The sequence below is a fragment of the Brevundimonas sp. NPDC090276 genome (assembly GCF_044772165.1).
Classification (GTDB): domain Bacteria; phylum Pseudomonadota; class Alphaproteobacteria; order Caulobacterales; family Caulobacteraceae; genus Brevundimonas.
In genome coordinates this window covers 674,616-700,506 of the sequence record NZ_JBIVYK010000002.1, presented here as the reverse complement: position 1 = coordinate 700,506, position 25,891 = coordinate 674,616, and the positions used below count along the sequence as shown (strand labels likewise).

The following is a 25,891-nucleotide window of genomic DNA, read 5'->3' as shown; positions in this document are numbered from 1 at the left end:
GTAGTTCGGCGTCATGGCTGAACGATCACTTGATTTGGGCGCGCTGCAAGGTTTGCTGGCGCAGGTGCATGAGCTGAAGGTCGCCTGCGTAGGCGACCTGATGCTGGATCGCTATGTCTATGGCGAGGTCAGCCGCATCTCGCCCGAGGCGCCGATCCCGGTCCTGCGCGCGCGCCGGACCGTGGCCATGCTCGGCGGCGTGGGTAATGTGGCGCGCAACGTCGCCGCCCTGGGCGGTCAGGCCCGGCTGGGCGCCGTTGCGGGACAGGATGCGGCGGGCGCTGAGCTTGCCGAGTTGATCGCCGCCGAAGATCGGATCGAGGATGCCGTGATCCGTCCCGAAGCCGCCGCTACCATCGTCAAGACGCGCTTTGTCGCCGCTGGTCAGCAACTGCTGCGCCTCGACGACGAAGCCGCGCCCCATTCGGGCTATGCGGACAGGGCCGCGTTCCAGGGCGCTGAGGCCATCCTGCTGTCCGACTACGCCAAGGGCGTGGTGGACGACGGCGCCATTCAGGCGGCGCTGTGGGCAGGGGCCGAGTACGGGGCGCCGGTCATCGTCGATCCCAAGGGCCGGGACTTCGCCCGCTATGGCGCGGTCGACGTCATCAAGCCAAACGCCAGCGAACTGGCGGGCGCCACCGGCCTGCCGACCGAGACCGACGAACAGGTCGAGGCTGCGCTGGCCGCCTTGCTGGACGCGACGACCGCTAAAGCCGTCATCGTCACCCGCGCAGGGAAGGGCATGACCCTGGCGCGGCGCGGCGACGGGGTGACGCATTTCCCCGGTCGGGCGCGCGAAGTCTTCGACGTCTCGGGCGCAGGCGACACCTGCCTTGCCGCGCTGGGTCTGGCGCTGGGCGCTGGCGCGACGCTGGAGCAGGCAGTGCAGTTCGCCATCCTTGCCTCGGGCGTTGTCGTGGGTAAGAGCGGCACCGCTGTCGTGACCCCCGCCGAGCTCGTCGAGGCCGAGATGAGCCAGCACGCGGCTCTAGCCCAGTCCAAGGTCACGCCGCTGGACGAGCTGTCGGATCAGGTCGAGGCGTGGAAGCGTCAGGGCCTGAAGGTCGGCTTCACCAACGGTTGCTTCGACATCCTGCACCGTGGTCACGTCGCCTATCTGGCCCAGGCGCGCGGCTGGTGCGATCGGCTGGTGGTGGCGCTGAACACCGACGCCTCGGTGCGCCGTCTGAAGGGCGAGGGACGGCCGGTCAACGATCTGGACAGCCGCGCCGCCGTGATCGGCGGACTGGCCAGCGTGGATCGCGTCACCGCCTTTGACGACCCGACACCCATCGCCCTGATCGAGCGGCTGCGGCCTGACGTGCTGATCAAGGGCGCGGATTACACCAAGGACAAGGTCGTCGGCGCCGCCGAGGTCGAAAGCTGGGGCGGCGAGGTCCGTCTGGCTGAGTTCGCCGACGGCTATTCGACGACCAAGACCATCGAGAAGATGACGACCGGAGTTGCTGAATGACCCCTCGCATGATCGTGGTGACGGGCGGCGCCGGCTTTATCGGCTCCAACATTGTGGCGCGTCTGTGCGAAGCCGGCGTCTGGGACGTGGTCGTCTGCGATCGGCTGGAAACCGCCGATCTGGCCAAGTGGAAGAATATCGCCAAGCACCCGATCGCTGACCTTTGGGCGCCGGAAGAGCTGTTCGAGCAACTGGAGCGTCACGCCGAGCGCATCGAGGCCGTCGTGCACATGGGCGCCATCTCTTCGACGACCGAGCCGGACGCGGACCTGATCCTGCGCACCAACTTCAGCCTGTCGCGCGATATCTGGGACTGGTGCGCCCTGCGCGACGTGCGGATGATCTACGCCTCGTCGGCGGCCACCTATGGCGACGGCGAAACCGGCTTCGAGGATCGTGACGATCCTGAGAACCTGAATGCACTTCGTCCTCTAAACGCCTATGGGTATTCAAAATACCTTTTCGACCAATATGCTGTACGGCAAGCGGATCGCCATCAGGCGCCGCGTCAGTGGGCTGGCCTGAAATTCTTCAACGTCTATGGCCCCAACGAGGGCCACAAGGGCGGGATGAAGTCGGTTGTGGCCCAGATCTGGCCCAAGGTTCAGGCGGGCGAGACCGTCAGCCTATTTAAGTCGCACAACCCCAACTATCCCGATGGGGGCCAATTGCGCGACTTCGTCTATGTCGACGATGTGGTGAACATCATTCTCTGGCTGTTGGAGCGCGAGGATATTTCGGGCGTGTTCAACGCCGGCTCGGGCCAGGCGCGGTCGTTTGCTGACCTGGCGCGAGCGACCTTCACAGCGGCGGGCAGGGCACCGTCCATCGCCTATATCGACATGCCTGAGGCGATTCGCGACCGTTATCAGTACTTCACCGAGGCCAGCATGGATCGCATCCGAGCTCTCGGCTACGGCGGTCAGTCGACGCCGCTGGAAGAAGGCGTGCGTCGTTACGTACAGGACTTCCTGTCCCAGCCGGATCCCTATCGATGAAGAAGCCCGGCCTGACCTTGCGCCAGTGGGTCGGCATCACGGGCTTTGTGCTCGTCTTTATCCTGGTAGCCGCCGTGGCGGTCTGGCGTGGCGATATCCTCAAGGCGGGTCTGGACCCTCAGGTGCCGTTCCAGACCTATGATCCGCCGCCCGTGCCCAATTACGAGCAGGCGTCAGCCTGGGTGCTACGGGATGCGCGGGCGCCAGGCGCTGGGGGCGCTCATGTCTTCTTCGTTCATTCGACGACCTATGAAGGCGGCAAGCACTGGAACGGTCCTATCGACGACCGTAGCGCCGCCGACGACCTTCGGCGTGGCGTCCTTCCCAATTACGCAGGGCCGTTCGCCCGCACGGGCGACGTCAGCGCGCCGCGTTACCGCCAGGCTAGTCTCTATACGCGCCTGACGATGCGCGAGGACGCACGGGAAGCCCGGGCCTTTGCCTACAGGGACGTCGATGCAGCCTTCAGCATCTGGTTGCAGAGCCATCCCACCGGGCCGATCGTCCTGGTTGGCGCGGAACAGGGGGCGGATCTGGTCGATCGGTTGCTGCATGATCGTTTGGCGCATGACCACGCACTAAAACAACGGCTTGTAGCGGCATATCTCATGGAGGGCGTGATCCCGGAGGCCCGCTTTGGCGACGTTCCGCTTTGCCAGAGCCGCAACGAGGTCGGTTGCGCCCTGGCTTGGAGATCGGTCGAGCAGGGCGATGAAACCGACGCCAAGCGTGTGTTGCGGCGCGCCCTGGTCTGGGACGAGCGCGGGGCGCTGATCAGCGCCGAGGGCGCGCCGACGGCCTGCGTCAATCCGGTGACGGGGTCAGTGAACCACCCGGTCTCGGCTATGCGTGACAGCCGCGGGGCCACCAATGCGACCAATCTGGAGTGGGGCGTCAGGCCAGCCTTTCAGAGCCGCATCGTGGCGGCGGAATGTCGTGACGGGATTCTATGGCGATCCCCGTTGAACTCCGAATCCTTCCGCCCGCGAGGCTCATGGGCTGACCGACGCAAAATCCCGCCTTTCAACCTCTTCTACGCCGACATCGAGGCTGATGCACTGACGCGGCTGGCGGCCTGGAAGGCCAGGCAGACGCCTGCCGTCTAGTCGATTCCCGGACGCTCGTTGCGCCAGTCGAACAGGGCCTCCAGCACCCGAACGGCCTCGCCGCGCGGACTGGTCAGGTCGGGATCGCGACCCAGGATCAGGCGGGCGTCGTCGGACGCCGCCAGCATCAGCGAGCGGTGCTTGATCGGATCGGCGAAGCGATAGGCGGGGAAGCCGCTCTGCTTCAGGCCCAGAGGATCGCCGCCGCCGCGCAGGCGGAAGTCTTCCTCTGCGATCTCGAAACCGTCCTCGGTGCGACGCAGGGTCTCCAGCCGCTCACGCGCGGTCTCTCCCAAGGCGCCGTCCTGACCGCCGTAAAGCAGGATGCAGGAACTGGACTTGGCCCCGCGACCGACGCGGCCGCGCAGTTGGTGCAACTGGGCCAGACCGAAACGGTCGGCGTGTTCGATGACCATGATGGAGGCGTTGGGCACGTCCACGCCCACCTCGACGACCGTGGTGGCGACCAGAAGCGGGATACGCCCTTCCGCGAACTCGGCCATGACGGCTTCGCGCTCGGCGCCGGGCATCTGGCCGTGGGCCAGGCCGACCTCTACCTGAAGGATGCGGCGCAGATCGTTTGCGCGTTCCTCGGCGGCGGCCAGGTCGATGGCCTCGGATTCGGCCACCAGAGGACAGATCCAGTAGGCCTGCGCCCCGCTGTCGATCGCCGCCTTCAGTCTCTTGGCCACTTCGCCGATGCGGACCAGAGGCAGGACGGCGGTGGCGACAGGGGTGCGACCGGGCGGCTTCTCCATCAGACGGCTGACTTCCAGCTCGCCGTACTGGGTCAGCTCCAGGGTGCGCGGGATGGGCGTGGCCGACATGGTCAGCAGGTGGACGCCGCCGATGGCCGGATCGCCCTTGGCCTGGAGTCGCTGGCGCTCGTTGACGCCGAAGCGGTGCTGCTCGTCGATGACGGTCAGGGCCAGTCGGTTGAACTGGACCGCGTCCTGGAACAGGGCGTGGGTGCCGATGGCGACCTGAGCTTCGCCGGAGGCCAGCGCCGCCAGTCGTTTGCGCCGTTCTCCCTGTGTGTCGCGGCCGGTCAGCAGGACGGTCGAGACGCCGGCTTCCTCCAGCATGGGGGCCAGCCGCTGATAATGCTGGCGGGCCAGGATTTCGGTCGGGGCCATGAGGGCGGACTGGAAGCCGCTGGAGGCGGCGTCGGCCAGGGCCAGGGCGGCCACGGCGGTCTTGCCTGATCCCACGTCGCCCTGCAGCAGCCGGCCCATCTGCTCGCCGGATGACAGGTCGGTGCGAATTTCCTCGATGGCGCGCGCCTGTGCGCCGGTCAGGGTGAAGGGCAGGGCGGCCAGCAGGCGCCTCGAGGCCTCGCCCGCCGCGATGCGCGCCGCCGGCGTGATCTTTCGCGTGCGGCGGCGGCGGGCCAGGGCCAGTTGGTGGGCGAACAACTCGTCATAGGCCAGGCGCTGACGGGCCGGGGACTCGGGCGTCAGGTCCGTTTCCGAGGTCGGGGCGTGCAGGGTCTCCAGCGCCGCGCGCCAGCCGGGCCAGCGGCGCGCCGACAGCCAGGAGGGGTCCTGCCACTCGGCCAGTTCCGGGGCCGTCGCCAGCGCGCCCTGCACCAACTTGCGCACCACGCGCGAGGTCAGGCCCTGCGTCGCCGGATAGACGGGTTCGGACAGGGGAATCTCGTCTGCCTTTTCCAGCGGCAGGATGTAGTCGGGGTGCGCGACCTGCACCTCGTTGTTGAAGCGCTCGACCTTGCCTGTCACCAGCCGCCGCTCGCCGCGCGGGGCCAGGCTCTCGATATGGCGGGGCGAACCGGCGAACCAGATCAGGTGGACGAAGCCGGTGTCATCCGACGTCCGCATCTTCAGCGGGGCGCCGATCTTGTGGGGCGGAATCAGACGATCGATCAGGACATCGAAAACGCCGATCTCGCCCTCGACGGCGGCGGCGGCGGTCGTAAGGCGACGCTGGATGATGCCGGACGGCGACAGGAAGAGCACGTCGCGCACCAGCGGGCCCGCCAGCTTGTGCACCAGAGGCGCGCTTCGAGGCCCCACCCCCTTCAGGGTGGAGACGTCCGCAAACAGGGGAAAGAGAATCTCGGGCCGCATTAGCCTCAGCATAGCTGGCGAAAACGGAACGGGAACGCTATCTGATCCAACTCTTCACATGAACGGACCGGGCAAGGAACCGCGTGGCCGATATTGACGCACGTCCTGAGGACAATCTGAAGCACCAGCGCCTGGGCCGGATCTCGTATCGCGCCTGGCGACGCGGCTTCCGCGAAGCTGACATGGTGCTGGGGCCCTTCACCGATCAGGTCGGCCCGACGCTGAGCGACGAGGAGTTGGATCAGCTCGAGACCCTGCTGGATGAAGAGGATCAGTACCTCTACGCCTGGATCATCGAGAAGGAGCCGACCCCGCCGGAGTTCGACGGGCCGATGCTGGCGCGCATCCGGGCCTTCATGCGGGAACACGTCGCGGCGGAAGTGGCCAAGGGTATCGGTTGATGAGTGAGGCGATGGCGCGGCGTGACGTCGAACTGGGCGGCGCGCCCGAGGGGCTGGACGCGCTGGTCGTCGCCGAACGGCTGAAGGCCCAAGGCGGCGTCGGGCTGCTGGTCGCGCGGGACTATCAGCGCGCGGGCAATTTCACCCAGACGCTCGGCTTCTTCGCCAAGGACATTGAAATTCTTGAATATCCCGCCTGGGACTGCCTGCCCTACGATCGACTGAGCCCGACGGCTTCGGTCGCGGCGCAACGCATGGCGACCCTGACCCGGCTGGCCCAGCGCGATCCGTCGGACGCCAAACCCCTGCTGGTGGTCGCCACCATAGCCGCCGTTACCCAGCGTACGCCGCCCCGTCAGGCCGTCACCGGCGCCGGTTTCGAGGCCAAGGTCGGGCGTGATCTGGATACGGGAGCGCTGGAACGTTACGTCTCGGCCAACGGCTATGTGCGCGCCTCGACCGTGTCGGAACGCGGCGAGTACGCCATTCGCGGCGGCGTCATCGACGTCTTCCCGCCGGGCTTCGATGAGCCGGTGCGTCTGGACCTGTTCGGCAGCGAACTGGAATCCATCCGCGCCTTTGATCCCGAGACCCAGCGCTCGACCAGGCAACTGAAGCAAGTCGCCCTGTTGCCCGTGTCTGAGGTGCTGCTGGACGCGGAATCCATCTCTCGCTTCCGTAGCGGTTATCTGAACCTGTTCGGCGCGGCGGGCGACGAGCCCATGTACGCCGCCGTCAGCGAGGGTGCGCGCCGTCAGGGGCTGGAGCACTGGCTGCCGCTCTTCTACGACCGGCTCGACATCCTGTTCGACTTCCTGCCCGACAGCGCCCCAGTCTTCCTCGACAGCCAGGTGGAACAGGCGCGCGCCGAGCGGTGGAGCCTGACGACCGACGCCTATGAGGCGCGCAAGGAAGCCGCCAAGGGCAAGGGCGGCGCGGCCTATCGCGCGCCGACGCCGCAGAGCCTCTATCTGGACGAAGGCGATTGGAACAGCGCTCTGGCCGGACGGGCCGTTCGCCGTCTGTCGCCGCTGGCGGCGGGATCGGGCGAGGACGCCGGCGGCCGGCTGGGCCGCAGCTTCGCCGCTGAACGGTCGCAAGATAGCGTCAACCTGTTCGCCGCCGTGGCGCAGCATGCCGAGACGTTGAAAGGGCAGGGCAAGCGCGTCCTGTTCGCGTCTTGGACCGAGGGCTCGGCCGAGCGTCTGGCGGCCATGCTGGGCGATCACGGCCTGACCCACGTCCTGCCGGTGCGCGACTGGGACGATGTCCTGGCGGCCCCGAAGGACATCTATCTACGGGCCGTCCTGCCGGTCGAGCATGGCTTCGTCACCGACGAGGTCGCGGTCATTTCCGAGACGGACATCCTGGGCGACCGTCTGGCGCGACCGAAGCGCAAGCGCCGGGCCTCCAACTTCCTGGCCGAGGCGTCGGCGCTGACGGCGGGCGATCTGGTCGTGCACCTGGATCACGGCATCGGGCGCTATGAGGGTCTGAAGACGCTGGAGATTCAGGAGGCGCCACACGACTGCCTAGAGCTGCTCTACGCCGGTGACAGCAAGCTCTATTTGCCAGTTGAAAACATTGACCTTCTGACACGCTACGGCACGGACGCTGACGGTGTTCAGCTGGACCGTCTGGGCGGCGCGGGCTGGCAGGCGCGCAAGGCCAAGGCCAAGGAGCGCCTGCGCGCCATGGCCGAGGGGCTGATCGCCTTGGCGGCCAAACGGGCGCTGCGCGTGTCCGACGCCATCACGCCGCCTTCGGGACTGTTCGACGAATTCTGCGCCCGCTTCCCCTATGAGGAGACCGACGACCAGTTGAACGCCATCGGCGATGTGCTGGAAGATCTGGGCAAGGGTACGCCGATGGACCGTCTGATCTGCGGCGATGTCGGCTTCGGCAAGACGGAAGTGGCCCTGCGCGCGGCCTTCGTCGTGGCCATGAGCGGTCAGCAGGTGGCCATCGTCTGCCCCACGACCCTGCTGGCGCGCCAGCACTTCAAGACCTTCAGCGAACGCTTCGCCGGTTGGCCTATCACCGTGCGGCACCTGTCACGCATGGTTACGGCCAAGGACGCCAACGAGACGCGTGCTGGCCTGAAGGACGGCACGTTCGAGATCGTCGTCGGCACCCATGCGGTGCTGGCCGAACAAGTCGGCTTCAAGGACCTGGGCCTGGTGATCGTCGACGAGGAGCAGCACTTCGGCGTCAAGCACAAGGAGAAGCTGAAGTCCCTACGGGCCGATGTTCACCTGCTGACCCTGACCGCGACGCCGATCCCGCGCACCTTGCAGATGGCGCTATCGGGCATCCGCGAGATGTCGATCATCGCCACGCCGCCGGTCGATCGTCTGGCGGTGCGGACCTATGTCACGCCGTGGGACCCGGTGCTGGTGCGCGAGGCCCTGCTGCGCGAGAAGTACCGCGGCGGTCAGGCCTATTACGTCGCGCCGCGTCTGAAGGAACTGCCGGACATCGAGAAGTTCCTGCGCGAGCAGGTGCCCGAAGTGAAGTTCGTCGTCGGCCACGGCCAGATGAGCCCGACCCAGCTGGAGGAGGTGATGAGCGCCTTCTACGACGGTCAGTACGATGTTCTGGTCTCGACCACGATCGTCGAGAGCGGCATCGACATTCCGACGGCCAACACTCTGATCGTCCACCGTGCGGATATGTTCGGCCTGGCGCAGTTGCACCAGATCCGTGGCCGCATCGGCCGGTCCAAGGCGCGGGCCTTCGCCTATCTGACGACCGATCCCAAGCGTCCGCTGAGCCTGTCGGCCGAGCGGCGTCTGCAGGTTCTGCAGTCGCTGGACAACCTGGGCGCCGGCTTCCAATTGGCCAGCCACGATCTGGATCAGCGTGGCGGCGGCAATCTGCTGGGTGACGAACAGTCGGGCCATATCCGCGAGGTCGGGGTCGAGCTGTATCAGCAGATGCTGGAAGACGCCGTCGCCGAACTGCGAGAAGCGGGCGAGGAAGTCGCGGACCGGGGTTGGTCTCCGTCGATCAATGTCGGGGCTGCGGTCCTGATTCCAGAAACTTACGTGCCTGATTTGAACGTTCGACTCAGTCTCTATCGTCGCCTGTCGGACGCCGAGAAGATGGAGGACCGCGAGGCCATGGCGGCTGAGTTGATCGACCGCTTCGGTCCGCTGCCGGACGAGGCGCAGCAGCTTCTGCGGATCGTCGGCATCAAGGCCAACTGCCGCACGGCCAGCATCGAGAAGATCGACATCGGGCCCAAGGGTGCGGTTCTGACCCTGCGCAACAACAGCTTCCCCAATCCCATGGGGCTGGTGGGCCTGATCCAGAAGAACCAAGCCTTCTGGAAGATCCGCCCGGATCAGAAGATCGTGGTGAAGGGCGAATGGCCCACGCCCGACGACCGCCTCAAGGTCGCCGAGCGGATCACCGCCGATCTGGCGCGGGTGGCGGGGGCCGCTTAACCGCGACCCTTCATCTGGCGGATCAGGGCGCCGAATAGGTTGACGTAGTCGTCGGTCCAGGGGCGGACCCCAGTCGGCGCCAGCTTGCGCCAGCGTGCGTCGGCCTTGAAGTCGGCCAGACCCTCAGGTGTCGGCGAGAGGGCCAGCGCCTCGGTCGAGGCCTCGGCCATTTCAGGCGCGTTGGGTTGCTCGATGTAAATCTGATGCAGATCGGCGGCGCCCAGCTGACGCGCGGCGGCGACGGCCGGCATGGTGATCTCGAGGTTGCGGTTCGACAGGTGCAACACCACCACGCCGTCGGGCTTCAGCAGTTTCAGATAGCCTTGAATGGCCTCGACCGTCAGCAGATGGGTCGGCACAGCGTCTGACGAGAAGGCGTCGATGACCAGCAGGTCATAGGTGCCGGGCGCCTCTTTCGCCATGGTCAGGCGGGCGTCGCCCAGAACCGTGCGGATCGGGCCGTCGGCGCAGTTCGAGATGTAGGTGAACCAGGACGGATCGCGCGAGACGCGGTCCACCATGGGGTCGATCTCGAAGAAGGTCATTTCGTCTTCGGCGCGCTTGTAGGCGGCCATGGCGCCCGAGCCCTGACCGACCACGCCGATCTTGGCGGCGGACGTACGAGCCTGAATGCGCTGAGCGGCCTGACCGAGAGGCGTAGCCGTGGCGTAATACATGGTCGGGCTGCAGGCGAAGCCGGGCGCGCGTGCCTGAGCCCCGTGCAGGGTCGTGCCGTGCATCAGGACATGGAGTTCCCCGCCCATGCCGTCGTCGCGCGTGACGGCCACTCGCATGACGCCGAAGAAGCTCCGCTCGGTCAGGTTCCAGTCATAGCCGCGGCCGACGTGGTGGGCCGACAGGGTGATGGTGGCGACGATGAGTGTGAACAGGACCGCGCGGTCACGCACAAGAAAGGCGCAGATCGCAGCGCCGCCCAGAATGAACTGCACCATCTGCAATCGCGCCTGGTCGCTGAGCAGGGCACGAAATTCGGGATTGTAGCGCATGAACTCAAGGATGACCGGGGGCGCGATGGCGGCGCCGACGCCGATCAGCAGGAGCACCACGTCGCGACGCGACAGGGGGCCGTCACCCCAGGGGCGCGCCAGCCCGACCAGCACCATGACCAACGGATACTCCCAGACACCGTTGAAGATAACGGGGGCGATCAAGGCGTTGAAGGCTCCGCCCACCACGCCGCCCAGCGACAGCAGCAGGTAGAACTCGGTCAGGCGATCCGGCGCCGGTCGCCGCGCGGCCAGCCTTTGGTGACACATCAGGGCGGTGAAGAAGAAGGCCGCGAGATGCCCCAGCAGCAGCAGAAGCCACTGGCCAGTGCTCATGCCCACTAGACTGACCACGACGGCGGCCAGCGCGGCCTGAATCACCAGGGTGGTCGGCAGGCTGATCAACGGCCGGGTCTGGAAGGCGATCACGAAGGTCAGCAGATAGAGGGCCAGAGGCGCGACCCAGAGAAAGGGGGCCGAGGCCACGTCGGTCGACAGGTGGGCGGTGACGCCCAGCATCAGGCTGGACGGGGTGGCGGCCAGCAGGACCAGAATGCCCTTCTCGCGCCAGGGTATGGGCGTGCTGAGGGCGAGAGGGGCAGGCTCGGGCGCGTCCTGAATTCGGCGGCGCCAGACCGCAGCGGTCAGCCCGAGCACCAGAACCACGAACAGGCCGTAGCCGCCAGTCCAACCCGACCTTTGGCTCGACAGGGACATCAGCGGCTCGACCACGGCAGGGTAGGCGAGCAGGGCCAGGAAGCTGCCGAGGTTGGAGGCGGCGTAGAGCACGTAGGGGTTCTGGCCGTCGGCGTGACCGGCGCGAACCCTCGCATACCAGGCCTGCAACAGCGGCGCCGTGGCCGATAGAACGGCGAAGGGCGCGCCGACTGATAAGGCCAGTGTCGCCAGGAGCCATGCGGAAGGCGCGGCCGGATCGGGCTCGCCCAGCAGGCCGCTGATCTGCAAGGGCAGAAAGGATGACGCGGCCAGCAGCAGGCCCAGGTGAATGACCGCCTGCCATTTCAGCGATCGGACCCGTTGCAGCAGGTGGGCGTAGCCGTATCCGGCAAGCAGCGCGGTCTGGAAGAAGACCATTGAGGTGTTCCAGACCGACGGCGATCCGCCCAGCATCGGCAGGATCAGCTTGGCTGCCATGGGCTGGACGATAAAAACGAGCGACGCCGACGTGAAAATGGCGACGGCGAACAAGGCGGGTGTTATCGCATCGGCCTTGCGAACGGCCGTCGTCATGGTGGAATCGGTCATTCGCGATCCGCTGGCATCGGCATGGTTGAGAGACCCGCCCCCTGTTCAGCAGGTTAGACCGACTCGCAGACGGAGCCACTGCCATGTTCCCGGACGATATTCAGGCCTCGGCCATTGCCGTCATCCAGGAGGCGTTGAAGGCTGGCGTCATGGTCGCTACGGCCGAAAGCTGCACCGGCGGGTTGGTGTCGGGCGCGCTGACAGCGATTGCCGGCTCGTCGGCGGCTCTGGACCGTGGCTTCGTCACCTACAGCAATGAGGCGAAGGCCGAGCTTCTGGGCGTTCCTGACGACCTGCTCGCGCAGTTCGGCGCGGTGTCGGAACCAGTGGCGCGGGCTATGGCCTTGGGCGCGATCGAGCGGTCTCGGGCCTCGGCGTCCGTGTCCATTACTGGGGTGGCCGGTCCTGGCGGCGGGTCAGAGGATAAGCCGGTCGGCTTGGTGCATTTCGCCGCTGTCGGACCCAACGGCGCCGTGGTTCATGTCGAGCGCCGGTTCGGAGACATCGGGCGCGAGGCGGTGCGGCTGGAAAGTGTGCGCGTCGCCCTGGCGCTTCTGCTGGATGCGGTGTCGACATGAGCGAAGTGGTTCTGGTCGATGCGCGGGGTCACCGCTGTCCGGTGCCGAGCCTTCGGCTGCGCAAGGCGATGGAGGGGATGGCGTCGGGCGCTCGTCTGACGCTGCTGGCGACGGATCCGATGGCGCGGATCGACGTGCCTTATCTAATGGGTGATCTGGGCGGGACGGTCTGCGGCGTCGAGGAGCGGGACGGCGTCCTGCGTATTACTGTCGAGATTGGCGTCGCTCCGACAGATTGACGACCGAACCGCCGGTTTCAATCTCCGGCTCTTCCGGCTTCCAGGCGATCTCCAGCTCCGTGGCGAAGGCGCCGCCGTAGAAGATGGCGTTGACGTTCCACGACAGCCAGATCAGCAGCACCACCACCGCGCCGACGGACCCGTAGGTGGCGCCCAACTGAGCGATTTGTTCGACGTAGATGGCGCAAAGCCACGAGAAGACCGACGACATGACGGTCGCCGTCAGTCCGCCCAGCAGGGCCGGCGCCCAGGCTACGCGCGTCTTGTGGGACATGGCATAACGATAGAGCATGGTCAGCCCCAGCCAAAGCCCCAGCGAAGGCCAAAGGCCGTCCAGCGGCAGGGTCAACCAGGCCAGGACACGAGAATCCTGGGTGTGCTCCAGTAGCCGGGAGGTCACGACCGCACCCGACACCACGGTGAACAGGGCGAAGGCGAACAAGGCGACGAACACGGCCAGCAGATTGAACCGGAAGAAGCCGTGAGGCTCGGATTCATCATGGATCAGATTAAGACCAGCCAACAGGGCCTTGAAACCACGATGAGCGGCATACCCGCCGATCACCAGGGCCAGGGCGCTTTGCGCCGAAACGGTGCGCGCCGAAGTATGAGCCAGGCGGTCGATCTCATTGATGAAGATGGCGCGCGCCGCGTGAGGCAGAACATCGGCCAGGGCGGTCGCCTGTTCGCTGACCTGACCGATCGACAGGACCGCCTTGTAAAAGCCGATCAGGATGGCGATGGCCGGGAACAGGGCCAGCAGGGCGAAAAAGGATACGCCGCCGGTGTAGAGCATGACGTCACGCCCCCAGCTGCGAGCGAAGGCGCGCACCGCCAGGCGACCCCAGAACAGGGGCTGGGCCAATAGGGAGGTGGGCTGATTCAAGCTTTCGCCTCGATCATCGTCAAAGCGACCGATTAACCTCATTTGGCCTATGGGGAAACCCATCGAGGCGGCGATGATTTTGCACGGCGGTCTCTTGCGTCCCCATTGCTAGATCGGGGGCGTGATCGGTATCATGAAACCGGCCTGGAGCATCGGCGTCGGGGGCGAGCCGTCCAGGCCATGGGAGAGAAGTGTTTGGATTCCGATCCACGTCTATTGGTCGTCGCTGTTGATGACGTCTTGATCGGTCCCCTGTGCGAGGGATTGGATCACCTGGGATGGCCCACCATGACGGCGCGATCGTTGAACGCCGCCGAACTGGTGCTGAAGGATATGATCGTCGACGCCGCTGTCGTGGATGCGCGTGGACTGGAGGAGCAGGGCGTTATTGCTTTTCTGCGTGAGGCCGCAGCACCGCGCTATCTGCCCATTCTGGTGATAGGAAGCAGAGCGGCCGATGGCGGCGATGCGGATCTGATGATGTCGTCACCGCCGCATCCGTCACAGGCCGCCCTGCGCCTGGAGCAACTGACCCGCGCAGGCATTGCTGAAGAAGAATTCCGGCTGAGACAGGCCACTTTCGCGGCCCACGGCGTGGCGCTGACGGCGCCCGATCTGGGCGAAACGCCGCTGCAGATCCTGACCGCCGGGGCGGCTGACCGGCGCTTCCTGGCCATGTCCAATGCGCTCGTGGCGGCGGGCGCCGAGGTCGTCGCGGCGCCGACGCCCTATACCGCCTTCGACTATCTGCATGAGCGGGCCTTTGACGCCGCCGTCCTGTGGGGTGGGCAGGATCACGCGCCGGCTCTGTCAATCGCCTCGGGCATGAAGCGAAACACCCGCCTCTATCATATCCCGCTGGTTCTCTATCTTCGCGGGGCGGTCGAGGTCGAACTGGAAGACCTTTTCCGTCGCGGCTTTGCCGACGTGGCCGCAGCTGAGACGCCTGAAGATGAAACCGCCGATAGGGTTCTGGCCCTGGCGCAGAATCATCGCCGTCGTCAGGCCATTCGACGCGCGCTCGATTCCGTGCGTGGTTCGGATCTGATGGACAGCGCTACGGGACTGTTCACCCGCGACCTGTTTGCTTCGCATCTGGCTCGATTGGCGGACGGTGCGCGGTCGCGCAATCGCGATCTGTCGGTCTGCGTCTTGCGGGTGGCGGAGCGTGAGCCGATCAGTCAGGCGCGCGCTGGCGGCTGGCTGGACCGGGCGATGCCGCAGATCGGCGCCATGGTGTCGCGTCTGGTGCGCGTCGAGGACACGGCGGCGCGTCTGGGGCCTGAACTTTTCGCCCTGGTGCTGCCGGCGACGGGGGCTGCGGCGGCGCGGCAAGCCGCAGAGCGGATTTCGGCGGTCATCGCCTGCACCGCCTTTGACGCAGGCAAGGACCGCTCGCCCTTCGTGGTCGAGTTCGACGTCGGCGTGGCCGAGATGCAAGACGGCGAAACGCCTGCTGCCGTTCTGGAGCGCGCCTCGACTGACCTGTCCAAAGGCTGAAGCCAGGACTGAAATCTCAGTCCAGCGTGGTTCGGGATCGCGCAAGGGCCAGGCCCGAGATGATCAGGACGAACAGGGCGAGCGCCAGCAGGCTGGGTCCCATATCGGTTAGAGTCTGTTGTTTCAGCAGGGCGCCGCGAACCACTCTCAGGAAATGGGTGACGGGTAGGAGGTTGCCGATGTGCTGGGCCCATTGCGGCAGGCCATAGAAGGGGAAGGCGAAGCCCGACAGGAATATCGACGGCATCATGTAGAAGAAGGACATCTGCATGGCCTGAAGCTGGCTCTTGGCCAGGGTCGAGATCAGATAGCCCAACGCGAGGTTGCCGAGGATGAACAGGGCCACCCCGCACGTCAGGGCGAACCATCCAGCCATGGTCTGGGCCATGGGAACGCTAAACAGGAAACGCGCCACCGTCAGGATGACGAGGGTCTGGACGACCCCGACCAGGACATAGGGAACCAGCTTACCGATCATGATCTCGATCGGCGTGGCGGGGGTTGAGAGCAGGGCCTCCATCGTGCCGCGCTCGCGCTCACGGGTCACGGCCATGGCGGTCATCATTACCAGGGTCATGGACAGGATGGTGCCCAGCAGGCCGGGTACGATGTTGTAAGCCGTGATGTTGTCGGGGTTGTAGAGGCGGTGGATCACCACCTCGAACGGCGGCGAAGGCGACGGCTTGGCCGCCGCGCCGATAAGTTGCCGATCCAGCGCGCTGTCGGGCAGGGCGGCGACGGCGCCGATCGCGCCGGCGGCGGATACGGGGTCCGAGGCGTCGACCTCGGCCAGAACCTGGGCCTTGTCTCCCTTCAGCACGCGCTCGGTGAAGTCAGGCGGAATGGTCAGCCCCAGCATCACCTCACCGCGCCGCAGCAGGTCGTCCATCTCGCCTTCGGATCGCGGCAGGTAGCGGACATCGACATAGCTGGTCCGCTCCATGGCCGCGACGACGGCGTTGGCGGTCGTGCTGTGGTCGCCGGAGAAGACCGCCGCTGGAAGATGCCGCGGGTCCGTGTTGATGGCGTATCCGAACAACAGCAGCTGCACGAGCGGCATCAGCAGGATCATGGCGTAGGTGATCCGGTCCCGACTGAGCTGGGTGAACTCCTTGGACAGGACGGCGTAGATGCGGAGCAGTGGGCCGCTCATGCTCTGTACCGCGCGTCACGCTTGTCGCCCATCAACTGGATGAAGACGTCTTCCAGCGTTGGCCTGACCTCCTCCCATTGATAGGGCGACTGGCGATAGGGGGCGAGGGCCTGTTCCAGCGCGGCGCGATCAACGCCGCTGACATGGACGGCGGCGCCGAAGGCCGAGGCGCTCAGCACGCCAGGCTGATCCGCCAGCCGGTGCGCCAGCTTGTCAATGTCAGGGCCTTCACCATTGAAGGTGATCAGGTGCGATCCGCCGATGATCTCTTCGCCCGTACCGCGCGCGATCAGTTCGCCATGCAGGATGTAGCCGATATCATGGCACCGCTCGGCCTCGTCCATGTAGTGGGTGGAGACCAGAACCGTCAGCCCTTCTGCGGCCAGGGCGTGGATCTCGTCCCAGAACTCGCGCCGGGCCTTGGGATCGACTCCGGCGGTCGGCTCGTCCAGCAGCAGCAGGCGCGGCTCGTGCAGCGTCGCCGCCGCCAAGGCCAGGCGCTGCTTCCAGCCGCCGGAAAGTGCGCCGGCCAGCTGGTTGCGGCGGTCCGCCAGCCCCAGCCGTTCCAGCGCGCGATCGACGCGATCGGCTCGGTCGTCCAGTCCATAGACCCGGGCCACGAAGGTCAGGTTCTCGCTGATCGTCATGTCGTCGTAGAGCGAGAACCTCTGGGTCATGTAGCCGGTCTGCAGCTTGATCTGGCTGCTCTCGGTGCGGAAGTTCAGGCCTAGCACCTCGCCTTCGCCGCTGTCGGGTGTCAGCAAACCGCACAGCAGCCGCAGGGTCGTCGTCTTGCCCGAGCCGTTGGGGCCGAGGAAGCCGGTGATCCGTCCCTCATCCACAGCGATGGAGACGTCGCGCACCACGTGTTTGTCGCCGAACGACTTGTTCAGGCCGCGAACGTCGATGGCGCGGGTCATCGGTTGTCGGAGCCGGACGGGTGCACAGGTCTGACGTCGATGGGCTGGCCGGGCGTCAGGCTGCGCGGGGCGGACGGGATCGCCTCGATCATGAAGACCAGTTTGTCGCGGGTGGCCAGGCTGTAGATGATCGGCGGCGTGTATTCGGGGCGGCTGGCCACATAGTCCACGCGCGCCGTCATGCCGGTTGGGCAGCCGTCGCAGGCGACCGCAACCGCCGTCCCCGGCGGATAGGCGTTCACCATGCCCTCGGGCACATAGAAGCGCACCTTGACCTGGCCATCGGGGAGCAGGCTGACGACCGGGGCATTGGCGGCGGCCCATTCCCCGACCTGATACATGACGTCCTCGACCCGCGCCGCAACCGGCGCCGCGGGCGCCAGTTGGCTGAGTTGGCGTCGGGCGTCGATCACGCCGGCGCGCCCGCCTTGAATCCGGGCGCGACCGGCGGCGATGCGGGCTGAGGCGGCGGAGACGTCGGTGGCGGCGGCGTCGCGCTGGCGCCGGGCGCTGACCGCCGCCGCGCGGGCCTGATCGATCTGCTGGCCGGCGACCGACCCGGCCTTCTCGCGTTCGGCGGCGAGGTAGCGGTTGAGGTCAGCGACGGTGCGATCGACCTCGACCTGGGCGGCGGCGAGGGCAGCGCGGGACCTGTTCAGCGCGGCGTTGTCGGCGGCCAGCGACGCCTGGCTCTGATCGACCTGAGCAGCGGCCTGATCGGCGCGGGCCCCCAGAGAGGTCGGATCAATGCGGAACAGGGGGGCGCCGGCCTCGACCCGCTGACCGCGCTGGACGCTCAGGGCGTCGATGGTCCCCGCCGTTGGCGCGGCCATATAGAGATTGCGGGCGACGACATAGCCGGTGAAGACAGGGGGGCCTCGATGCTGGCGGCCTATCACGCCCCAGACGATCAGGGCGCAGACCGCCGCCCCCACGATCAAGGCGATTATCAGGGGGCGTTTGGGCGGGCGTCGTCCGGGTCTGGCAGCGGGTAGGGGAGCTTCGGCCACCTAATTTCCTCCTGCATCGGCGGCGGGTCGGTCGTTCCCATTGTCCGGGGGCCAGCCGCCGCCCAGAGCCTTGTAGAGCGCGACCACATCCTGATCCGTCGCCGCCCGCGCCTGCGCGAGTCTGTCAGAGGCGCTCAGCAGCAGAGCTTGGGCCGCCAGAACGTCGAGTCCCGTCGCCAATCCGGCTTTGCTTTGGGCCTGGGTGGTGGCCAGAGCGTCGCGAGCGGCGGCTTCGGACACGCGGAACTGATCCTCGCGGCTGCGGTCGGCTGACAAGCGACTGAGGGCGTCTTCGACGTCCTTGAGGGCAGTCAGGACCGCACCCTGATAGGTCAGAAGAGCCTGCTGCGCCCGCGTTTGCTTCAGATCCACTGTCGCGCGCCGCCGGCCGCCGTCCAGCAGGGGGGCGACCAGTCCCGCGGCGATGGTGGGCTGAAAGCTGTCGCCAGAAATCAGCCTGCTGAGCGAGCCAGAGACCAGTTCGACCGCGCCCGTCAGGCTGAAGGACGGATAGAGGTCGGCGGCGGCGACGCCGATGTCGGCGGTGGCGGCGGCCAGATCGCGTTCGGCCGCCCGAAGGTCTGGCCGCCGTAGAAGCAGTTCGGATGGCAGGCCGACCGGGATGTCGCGTGGCGTGCTGGTCCGGGCTGACATGGCCGCCAGTTCAGCGGTCAGTCCCAGCGGTGGCCGAGCCAGCAGGATGGCCAGGGCGTGGGCCTGGGCGCCTTTCTGGGCGATCCAATCCTGACGCGCGGCGATGTCGGCGGCGATGTCGCGTTCAGCTCGTCGTTCGTCCAGGGTGGTGGTCAGGCCGTGGCGGCGGCGGACCTGGCTGTAATCCAGAGCCTCGTCCCGGACCGCCAGCAACTGATCCGCGATGGCGATCCGTTGCTCCAGCGCACGATAGTTCAGATACCCGCGCGCGACTTCGGCGGTCAGGATGATCTCGGCGTCGCGTCGGTTCCAGGTCGCCGCCTCGGTACGGGCCTGCGCCGCCTCGACCGCGCGCCGGTTGCCGCCGAACAGGTCCAACTCCCACGAGGCGTCGAAACCGACCTGATAGGTGTCGACCGTGGTCCCGGGCTCGCCGACAGGGCTTGAGCCAGGCGCACTGGAACCACCCAGCAGCGAGGCAAAGGAGGTGGTCTTGCTCAGTCGGGTATCGCTGGCCTGCGCCGTCGCCACGATGGTCGGCTGCCTGGCGGCGTCGACGATCCGTGCCTGATGACGGGCCGCGTCGACCCTCAGCACGGCCTGACGCACATCCAGATTGGAGTTCAGGGCCTCGGCGATCAACCGATCCAGCAAGGGATCGCCGAAAGCTCGCCACCACAAGGCTTCAGGTTCGCCGACGGGCGAGGACTGTGAAAACGCGGCTGGAATAGCGATGGATGGCTGCTGATCGGCCGGTCCGCCGGAGCAGGCTGCGACCTGTGCAGCGATCAGGGAGGGCAGGAGCATGAAGAGACCGTTTGGCCTCTTCGGATGAGGCGGTCGCCTGTCCTGCGTCTGCGTCATCTGTGGCGCTCACCCTCAAGCTCGTCACGACCTAACGCCGTTCAGCCTTGGTTGGTCGCATCGGCCTGTCTCGAGGATCAGCTACTTCATGTGAAGCGCCTGCAGCGTGCTCAAGTCAGAGCGCCGGCGTTGATGCTCTGCTTGGCAACGATTGGGGCCATGAAGCTATCCTCTAGTTGAAGAGCACTCAGAACGTTTCGAGCGATGGAGACGGCCTGTTCGCGGAGGTCAGGCACAGCGGTGGCTTCCCAGAACAGGCTGCGGGTCAAAGGGCCGATGGCGAAGAGATGAGCGTGGGTCAGCATTCGTCCATCGATCAATCGACCTGCTAGATCAACGGACAAGCCCAGGCCGAGCGCGGCGGGGGCGGCCAGCCCCTGTTTCAGAAGGTCGCAGAGCAGGGGTTCGGTGCTTTGGGCCACATCGCCGGTCGGTCCGGAGCAATTGATAGCAACGTCGAAGCGACGTGTAAGCAACTGCGGATCGCCTCGGGCGGTCAGGGTCGTCGCCACCCTGTCACTGCGTAGCGCCAAGCCGATAATGCGGGCCGCAGTCACCTCCAGTTCTTCTGACGCCAGCATGGCGGTGACTTCGCGTGCGACGCCGGGTGCGAGGCGGTGGCGATGATTGTCCCAAAGCGCCCGTAAATGGCGCAAAAAGCGACTGCGTTGTGGCAGGGACCACGATGACCAGAGGTCGCGAGCGGATTGGCGCACGTCATCGACCACTGCACGCCAGTCCTCTTCGGTTGCGGCCCCACGGGCCTGACGGAAGACCTCGGCCGGGCCGCCGACATAGGTGCGTTTGCGAGGCGGCATGGTTGTCGATCCGTGGCTGCGCGGCAGCAGGCCATGGCGCGAGACGGCGGTGAAGCGCCGTCCCGAACGGCGCAGGGCGATGGCGACATCCACCATGGTCAGACCGGCACCGATCAGCAGGATGTCGTGGGCGTCGGCGGGCAGGGCGTCCAGCGCGCTCCACGGATTGCTCAGATATCGCCCTGAACCGATCAGGCCGGGGTCCAGACCGGCGGGGGCGTCGGGGCTAAGGTTGCCCTGGGCCAGGACCACGGCGTCGGCGAACGTAGAACTGCGGCCGTCCAGCATGATCTTCCAGCCGTGGCCTTGGGGGCGGATGGCGCTGACCTCGCCACGGATCAGGGTCAGGCGTTCGCCGTCGCGGTCAGGGCGCAACGCCTGATCCAGCAGGTGGGCCAGATAGCGGCCATAGTCGCCGCGCGTGATGAAGTCGTCGCGGGCGAACCAGGCGGGCTGCTCGGCCATCCAGTCGGCCAGATGACGCGGCCGGTCGGGAAAGGCGCTCATGTTCGACAGGCGGACATTGAGCAGGTGCTTGGGGTTGCCGGTCGCGTAGGCGGGGCCGAGGCCGAAGACGCCGCGCCGTTCGATCAACTGCACGGACACGTCGGGCGACATCCGCAGCAGGTTCAGCGTGGTCAGCAGGCCGCTGAAGCCCGCTCCGATGACGGCGACGGTGGGCCCGCTCATGCGCTCTTCGCCAGGACATGGAAGCGACGGGGACGCAGGCGGACCGACGCGCCGGGCACCAGGGTCGTGAGTGGGTCGCCGACGGGGCGTTCCAGCTCCAGGCGGCGGCCATGCAGGGACACGGCCACGCGGGCGCGGTCGCCGCGCCTCAGGCTGGACATGACCACCCCGACCAGGCCGGTGTCGCCGGCCTCCAGATCCTCGGGGCGAATGCAGAGGAAGGCGTCGCCGGTCGGGGCGTCGGACGGCGCGCGCCAGTCGTTCGACACGACCTCGCCACGCGCCACTGTGGCCTGAAGCTGCAGCCCCTCGCCTAGGAAGTCGTGGACGAAGGCCGAGGCGGGGCGGTCGTAGAGGGCTTGCGGCGTATCGACCTGTTCGATGCGCCCCTGTTTCAGGATGGCGACGCGGTCGGCCAGTTCCAGCGCCTCCTCCTGATCGTGTGTGACCAGGACCGTCGTCACGCCGGTCTGTTCGTGAACCTGACGCAGCCAGCGCCGCAGGTCGCGACGGACGCGGGCGTCCAGGGCGCCGAAGGGCTCGTCCAGCAGCAGCAGGCGCGGCTCGATGGCCAGGGCGCGGGCCAGGGCGACGCGCTGGCGCTGACCGCCGGACAACTGGCTGGGATAGCGGCCGCCGAAGCCCTCAAGCTGGATCAGGCACAAAAGGTCCCGAACCCGTTCGGCGATATCGGCGCGGCCGGGGCGCGATCCACGCGGGCGCACCTTCAGGCCAAAGGCGATGTTGTCGGCCACGGTCATGTGGCGGAACAGAGCGTAGCTCTGGAACACCATGCCGACGCGGCGCTCGCGCGGGCTGAGGGTCAGGAAGTCCTCGCCGTTGAAGCGTACCTGTCCGGCTGACGGGCGGTCCAGCCCGGCCATAATACGCAGCAGGGTGGTCTTGCCGGAGCCCGACGGTCCGAGCAGGGCCAGGAACTCGCCGTCGCGGACCGTCAGGCTGACGTCGTCGAGGGCGGGCAGACCGTCATAGGCACGGGTGATGGATTGGATGTCGAGGGTCATGTCAGCGCCGCCCCCTCGCGGCGAGGTCGTCGGCGTGGCGGTGCTCGAGGAAGGACTTCAGCACCAGTGTCACAAGCGCCAGAACCGCCAGCAGGGCGGCGGTCGCGAAGGCGCCGACGAAGTCGTACTCATTATACAAAATCTCGACGTGCAGCGGCAGGGTGTTGGTCAGGCCGCGTATATGGCCGGACACCACCGAGACGGCCCCGAACTCGCCCATGGCGCGGGCGTTGGCCAGCAGCACGCCGTAAAGCAGGGCCCAGCGCACGTTGGGCAGGGTGATGAAGAAGAAGATGGCGGAGGGGCGGGCGCCCAGCGTCAGGGCGGCCAGTTCCTCGTCCGAACCCTGTTGCTGCATCAGGGGGATCAACTCGCGCGCCACATAGGGCAGGGTCACGAGGATGGTCGCGAGAATGATGGCGACGGGCGTGAACATGATCTGCAGCCCGGCCGCGTTCAGCCAGGGCGCGAACCAGCCCGAGGCGCCGAACAGCAGGACCCAGACCAGACCGGAAATGACTGGTGACACTGACAGCGGCAGATCGATCAGGGCCATCAGCAGGGTCTTGCCGACGAAGTCGAACCGGGTGACGCACCAGGCGGCGGCCAGGCCGAAGACGGCGTTCAGAGGCGTGGCGATCGCCGTAGTCACGAGGGTCAGCCGGGCGGCGGCCCAGACGTCGGGCTGGGACAGGCTGGCGACGGCGGCGCCCGCACCTTTTCGCAGGGCCTCGACCAGGATGACGCCCAGCGGGGCCAGGACGATCAGGACCAACCACAGCACGGCCAGGCCGATCAGCAGACCACGGCCGAGACCTCGCTTGCGCGTGGCTGAGGCGGGGGCGGAAGAAAGGGCGACAGCCGTCATGCGCCCCGCCTCGCCAAGGCTGTCTGCAGGCCGTTGAAGCTCAGCAGGATGAGGAAGGACAGGCACAGCATGGCCAGGCCGATGGCGGCGGCTCCGGCGTAGTCGAACTGTTCCAGCTGGGTGACGATCAGCAGGGGGGCGATCTCTGACCGCAGCGGCATGTTGCCGGCGATGAAGATGACCGAGCCGTATTCCCCCACGCCCCGCGCGAAGGCCAGGCCGACGCCGGACAGCAGGGCGGGCAGGATGGCGGGCAGGATGATCCGCGTGGCGGTTTGAAGCGGCGAGGCGCCCAGGGTCTCGGCCGCCGCCTCCACCTCCAGATCCAGATCCTGAAGCACGGGCTGGATGGAGCGGACGACGAAAGGCAGGCCGACGAAGATCATGGCCACGACCACGCCGACGGGCGTGTAGGCGATCTTGACGCCCAGCGGCGCCAGCAGGCCGCCGATGGGACCATTCTGGGCATAGAGGGCGGTCAGGGCGATGCCCGCGACCGCCGTCGGCAGGGCGAAGGGCACGTCGATCACGGCGTCGGCCAGCCGCTTGCCCGGAAACTCATAGCGGGTCAGCACCCAGGCCAGCAGGCCGCCCATCACGGCGTTGACGACTGCGGCGACAGCGGCGGCGACGAAGCTGAGCCTGAGGGCCGCCTGGGCGCGCGGCGAGGTGATGGCCGCGACGACACCGTCCAGCCCGTTCTCCCACGGCCTGATCGCCAGGGCGGCCAGGGGGATGAGGACGAACAACGACAGATAGGCCAGGGTGAACCCGAGCGAGAGAGAGAAGCCGGGCAGTGGGCTGTGGGCCTTCCAGACTGAGGAGCCGACCTGTCGGGTCATGATCCTCGGCCGGGTTGATAGATCTGATCGAAGACGCCGCCGTCGGCGAAGTGGCGCTTCTGCGCGGCGCTCCAGCCGCCGAAGTCGGAGATGTCGGCCAAGGTCAGGTGCGGGAAACGGTTGGCGAAGCGCGCCGCCACGGCCGGGTTGCGCGGGCGATAGAAGTGCTCGGCGGCGAGAACCTGAGCGGGCTCGTCGTAAAGTTGGGCGAGATAGGTTTGTGCCCAGTCGCGCGTGCCCTTGCGGTCCACGACGCTGTCGACCACGGCCACCGGCGGCTCGGCCAGGATGGAGAAGGGCGGGGCGACGATATCGACCTTGTCTGGGCCCAGTTCCTTGGCGGCGAGGAAGGCCTCGTTCTCCCAGGTCAGCAGGACATCGCCGATGCCGCGTTGGACAAAGGTGGTGGTCGAGCCGCGCGCGCCCGTATCGAGAACCGGCACACGGCGGAACAGTTCGCTGACGAAGGCCTGAGCCGATGGCTCGGTGCCGCCCGGACGCCGCAGGGCGTCGGCCCAGGCCGCCAGATAGTTCCAGCGCGCTCCGCCCGAGGTCTTGGGATTGGGGGTGATGACCTCGACGCCCGGCTTCAGCAGGTCGGGCCAGTCGTGGATGGCTTTCGGATTTCCTTTGCGAACCAGAAACACGATGGTCGAGGTGTAGGGCGAGGCGTTGTCGGGCAGGCGGGTCTGCCAGTCGGGCTTGATCAGGCCGCGCGCGGCGATCTCGTCGATGTCCGACGCCAGCGCCAGGGTGACTACGTCGCCGGGCAGGCCGTCGATGACGGCGCGGGCCTGCTTGCCCGATCCGCCGTGTGATTGCTCGACGGCGAAAGGCGCGCCGCCGCCCTCGCGCCAACGGGCCAGGAAGGCCTCGTTATAGGCGCGATAGAACTCGCGCGTGGGGTCGTAGGAGACGTTCAGCAGGGCGGCCTCGGTCCCCTTGGACTGGGCGCACCCGCTGAGAGCCAGCGCCCCCGCGCTCAGCAGAAGACCACGACGGTCCAGTGAAAACACCGTCATCACGCCGGCTCCCGCACGTCTTCAGAAACCCATTGGGGGGTCGGCAGACCCTTGCTGCGCAGGAAGGCCGGATTGAACAGGCGCGAGGCGTAACGCGTGCCGGGATCGCACAGGACGGTGACGATGGTCTTGCCCGGCCCCAGGTCGCGAGCCAGCCGCACGGCGCCGGCCAGATTGACCCCCGATGACCCGCCCAGGGACAGGCCTTCGTGGGTTACGAGGTCGAACAGAATGGGCAAAAATTCAGCGTCTTCCACGCGATAAGAGAAGTCGGGCGTGAAGCCTTCCAGATTGCCAGTGATGCGGGCCACGCCGATGCCCTCGGTGATCGAACTGCCTTCGCCGGTCATCTGGCCCTGGGTGAACCAGTTGTAGAGCGCCGCGCCCGCCGGGTCGGCCAGACCGATCTTCACCGCCGGATTGCGCTCGCGCAGGAAGGTGGCGACGCCCGACAATGTGCCGCCGCTGCCGACCGCGCTGATGAAGGCGTCGATCTTGCCCCTCGTCTGTTCCCAGATCTCGGCCGCGGTGCCTTCATAGTGGGCGGCGCGGTTGGCGGTGTTGTCGAATTGATTGGCCCAGAAGGCGCCATTGGGCTCGCTGAGGTTCAGCTTGCGCGCCACCTCTTGGGAATAGTGGACGAAGTGGTTGGGGCTGGAAAAGGGGGCGGCGTCCACCTCGATCAGCCGCGCGCCCAAGGCCCTGATGGCCAGCTTCTTCTCTTCCGACTGGGTGCGCGGCATGACGATGACCACGCGGTGGCCGAGCGCCGCCCCGACCAGGGCCAGGCCGATGCCCGTATTGCCCGCCGTGCCCTCGACGATCACGCCGCCGGGCCGCAGGGCGCCCGAGGCCTTGGCCTTCTGCACGATGGACAGGGCGGCGCGGTCCTTGATGGACTGGCCGGGGTTGAGGAACTCGGCCTTGCCCAGAATCTCGCAGTCGGTGGCGTCGGACAGGCGGTTCAGGCGGATCAACGGCGTGTCGCCGATGAGGTTGACGATGCTGGCGATGGACACGGTATGTCTCTG

The 25,891-nt window shown here is 67.0% G+C and carries 21 protein-coding genes; 8 read left to right on the top strand and 13 right to left on the bottom strand.

All coding sequences use genetic code 11. From position 1 onward, the window contains the following. Positions 1-13 precede the first annotated feature (13 nt). From rfaE2 to ACIQTU_RS09200, 3 genes are read left to right on the top strand one after another with little or no spacing between them, the layout of a single operon-like run. Positions 14-1,477 (top strand): D-glycero-beta-D-manno-heptose 1-phosphate adenylyltransferase, encoded by a 1,464-nt coding sequence (gene rfaE2 / locus ACIQTU_RS09210; protein WP_400545617.1) that lies wholly within the window; start codon positions 14-16, stop codon positions 1,475-1,477. Next, on the top strand, positions 1,474-2,475 hold the full coding sequence (rfaD, locus tag ACIQTU_RS09205) for an ADP-glyceromanno-heptose 6-epimerase (RefSeq protein ID WP_400545614.1): 1,002 nt from the start codon (positions 1,474-1,476) through the stop codon (positions 2,473-2,475). Before rfaE2 ends, rfaD begins: the two co-directional genes overlap by 4 nt. Beyond that, positions 2,472-3,581: a DUF3089 domain-containing protein gene (locus ACIQTU_RS09200; RefSeq protein ID WP_400545611.1), complete on the top strand. Its 1,110-nt coding sequence runs from the start codon at positions 2,472-2,474 to the stop codon at positions 3,579-3,581. Before rfaD ends, ACIQTU_RS09200 begins: the two co-directional genes overlap by 4 nt. On the opposite strand, the gene recG is transcribed toward ACIQTU_RS09200, so the two are convergent. Beyond that, the gene (recG, locus tag ACIQTU_RS09195; protein WP_400545608.1) at positions 3,578-5,668 is read right to left on the bottom strand and encodes an ATP-dependent DNA helicase RecG; all 2,091 of its coding nucleotides are present in this window, start codon (positions 5,666-5,668) and stop codon (positions 3,578-3,580) included. The genes ACIQTU_RS09200 and recG overlap by 4 nt on opposite strands. Positions 5,669-5,751: 83 nt before the next feature. Between recG and ACIQTU_RS09190 the strand changes: the two genes are divergently transcribed. Beyond that, positions 5,752-6,069, top strand: coding sequence for a succinate dehydrogenase assembly factor 2 (locus ACIQTU_RS09190; RefSeq protein WP_400545605.1), 318 nt, complete (start codon positions 5,752-5,754; stop codon positions 6,067-6,069). Positions 6,070-6,080: 11 nt separating this feature from the next. Next, positions 6,081-9,518 carry a transcription-repair coupling factor gene (gene mfd, locus ACIQTU_RS09185; protein WP_400545602.1) on the top strand — a complete coding sequence of 1,146 codons (3,438 nt, stop codon included), beginning with the start codon at positions 6,081-6,083 and terminating at the stop codon, positions 9,516-9,518. Here the strand turns inward: mfd and ACIQTU_RS09180 are convergent. After that, positions 9,515-11,791, bottom strand: coding sequence for a spermidine synthase (locus ACIQTU_RS09180; RefSeq protein WP_400545599.1), 2,277 nt, complete (start codon positions 11,789-11,791; stop codon positions 9,515-9,517). The two genes, mfd and ACIQTU_RS09180, sit on opposite strands and share 4 nt — an antisense overlap. A gap of 83 nt (positions 11,792-11,874) precedes the next feature. On the opposite strand from ACIQTU_RS09180, the gene ACIQTU_RS09175 reads away from it, so the two are divergent. Then, a complete protein-coding gene (locus ACIQTU_RS09175) occupies positions 11,875-12,369 on the top strand; it encodes a CinA family protein (RefSeq protein ID WP_400545596.1) in 495 nt (164 codons plus the stop codon). Beyond that, on the top strand, positions 12,366-12,608 hold the full coding sequence (locus tag ACIQTU_RS09170) for a sulfurtransferase TusA family protein (RefSeq protein WP_400545593.1): 243 nt from the start codon (positions 12,366-12,368) through the stop codon (positions 12,606-12,608). Before ACIQTU_RS09175 ends, ACIQTU_RS09170 begins: the two co-directional genes overlap by 4 nt. Here ACIQTU_RS09170 and ACIQTU_RS09165 read toward each other — a convergent pair. After that, a complete protein-coding gene (locus ACIQTU_RS09165; RefSeq protein ID WP_400545590.1) occupies positions 12,574-13,494 on the bottom strand; it encodes a YihY/virulence factor BrkB family protein in 921 nt (306 codons plus the stop codon). The two genes, ACIQTU_RS09170 and ACIQTU_RS09165, sit on opposite strands and share 35 nt — an antisense overlap. Positions 13,495-13,689: 195 nt before the next feature. Here ACIQTU_RS09165 and ACIQTU_RS09160 point away from each other — a divergent pair, with 195 nt between their 5' ends. Beyond that, a complete protein-coding gene (locus ACIQTU_RS09160) occupies positions 13,690-14,994 on the top strand; it encodes a diguanylate cyclase domain-containing protein (RefSeq protein WP_400545587.1) in 1,305 nt (434 codons plus the stop codon). Between the two features lie 16 nt (positions 14,995-15,010). On the opposite strand, the gene ACIQTU_RS09155 is transcribed toward ACIQTU_RS09160, so the two are convergent. From ACIQTU_RS09155 to ACIQTU_RS09110, 10 genes are all read right to left on the bottom strand, one after another. After that, positions 15,011-16,147 (bottom strand): ABC transporter permease, encoded by a 1,137-nt coding sequence (locus ACIQTU_RS09155; RefSeq protein ID WP_400545584.1) that lies wholly within the window; start codon positions 16,145-16,147, stop codon positions 15,011-15,013. Beyond that, positions 16,144-17,067, bottom strand: a complete 924-nt coding sequence (locus ACIQTU_RS09150; protein WP_400545581.1) for an ABC transporter ATP-binding protein — start codon at positions 17,065-17,067, stop codon at positions 16,144-16,146. Before ACIQTU_RS09150 ends, ACIQTU_RS09155 begins: the two co-directional genes overlap by 4 nt. Next, entirely contained in the window at positions 17,064-18,002 is a 939-nt protein-coding gene (locus ACIQTU_RS09145; RefSeq protein WP_400547091.1) for an HlyD family secretion protein, read from the bottom strand. The genes ACIQTU_RS09150 and ACIQTU_RS09145 overlap by 4 nt, the downstream gene beginning before the upstream one ends. A gap of 75 nt (positions 18,003-18,077) precedes the next feature. Further along, positions 18,078-19,538, bottom strand: a complete 1,461-nt coding sequence (locus ACIQTU_RS09140; protein ID WP_400545578.1) for an efflux transporter outer membrane subunit — start codon at positions 19,536-19,538, stop codon at positions 18,078-18,080. 167 nt (positions 19,539-19,705) lie between these two features. Then, a complete protein-coding gene (locus ACIQTU_RS09135) occupies positions 19,706-21,103 on the bottom strand; it encodes an FAD/NAD(P)-binding protein (RefSeq protein WP_400545575.1) in 1,398 nt (465 codons plus the stop codon). Further along, complete coding sequence (locus tag ACIQTU_RS09130) at positions 21,100-22,128, bottom strand: sulfate/molybdate ABC transporter ATP-binding protein (protein ID WP_400545572.1); 1,029 nt, start codon at positions 22,126-22,128, stop codon at positions 21,100-21,102. The genes ACIQTU_RS09135 and ACIQTU_RS09130 overlap by 4 nt, the downstream gene beginning before the upstream one ends. A gap of 1 nt (position 22,129) precedes the next feature. Next, positions 22,130-22,996: a sulfate ABC transporter permease subunit CysW gene (cysW, locus tag ACIQTU_RS09125; RefSeq protein WP_400545570.1), complete on the bottom strand. Its 867-nt coding sequence runs from the start codon at positions 22,994-22,996 to the stop codon at positions 22,130-22,132. Continuing rightward, positions 22,993-23,838: a sulfate ABC transporter permease subunit CysT gene (cysT, locus tag ACIQTU_RS09120; RefSeq protein WP_400545568.1), complete on the bottom strand. Its 846-nt coding sequence runs from the start codon at positions 23,836-23,838 to the stop codon at positions 22,993-22,995. Before cysT ends, cysW begins: the two co-directional genes overlap by 4 nt. After that, a complete protein-coding gene (locus ACIQTU_RS09115) occupies positions 23,835-24,860 on the bottom strand; it encodes a sulfate ABC transporter substrate-binding protein (RefSeq protein ID WP_400545565.1) in 1,026 nt (341 codons plus the stop codon). The genes cysT and ACIQTU_RS09115 overlap by 4 nt, the downstream gene beginning before the upstream one ends. Beyond that, the gene (locus tag ACIQTU_RS09110) at positions 24,860-25,879 is read right to left on the bottom strand and encodes a cysteine synthase A (RefSeq protein WP_400545562.1); all 1,020 of its coding nucleotides are present in this window, start codon (positions 25,877-25,879) and stop codon (positions 24,860-24,862) included. The genes ACIQTU_RS09115 and ACIQTU_RS09110 overlap by 1 nt, the downstream gene beginning before the upstream one ends. Positions 25,880-25,891: the final 12 nt, after the last annotated feature.